The organism is Legionella erythra (genome assembly GCF_001467615.1).
GTDB lineage: Bacteria > Pseudomonadota > Gammaproteobacteria > Legionellales > Legionellaceae > Legionella_C > Legionella_C erythra.
The window spans coordinates 692,394-693,102 of the sequence record NZ_LNYA01000034.1; the positions used below are offsets into that span (position 1 = coordinate 692,394).

Here is a 709-nt window from a genome sequence, read left to right on the forward strand (position 1 = left end):
GCAAAGCTGAACTTTTGCATAAGGATAGACCGTTTCGATTGCTTCCGGGAAACCAGTCAAGCCGTCAATACAGGCAATAAATATCTCATCCAGCCCCCTGTTTTTTAAATCAGTCAGTACATTAAGCCAGAATTTTGCACCCTCATTTTGGCTAATCCACATGCCAAGTAACTCTTTTTGTCCTTCGGTATTTACACCCAGTGCCAAATAAACAGCTTTATTAGTAATGCCTTTATCCGTCTTTACTTTGACCACCAGACAATCCAGATACACCATGGGGAAGCAGCTATCCAAAGGTCTTGACTGCCATGCTCGCACATCAGCCAAAACAGCATCTGTAACGCTGGAAATTAGCGTTGGAGAAATTGTAGTTCCATAGATTTCCTCTAACTCAGACTGGATATCTCGAGTACTTAATCCACGGGAATAAAAGGAAATAATCTTCTCATCAAGACCGTCAAAGCGAGTGGCATGCTTGGGGATGAGTTGTGGCTCAAACGAGCCCGCGCGGTCCCGAGGTACGGCAATTTCCATTTCACCTTCACTGACATGAATTTTCTTTTTGCTGTAACCGTTACGAGAATTATCTTTGCGTGATTCAGCTTTATCATGCCTCTCATAACCCAAATGTGCAGTGAGCTCGCCGGCTAGAGCAGCTTCCAATCCTCGTCTTTTTAATTGTTTGAAAAACTCGGTGAAATCTTCAGGT

General features: G+C 43.6%; 1 protein-coding gene. It reads right to left on the minus strand.

All coding sequences use genetic code 11. The features are described from left to right. On the minus strand, window positions 1–709 hold a 709-nt coding region (locus Lery_RS14905), incomplete at both ends, for an IS256 family transposase (RefSeq protein ID WP_193392317.1).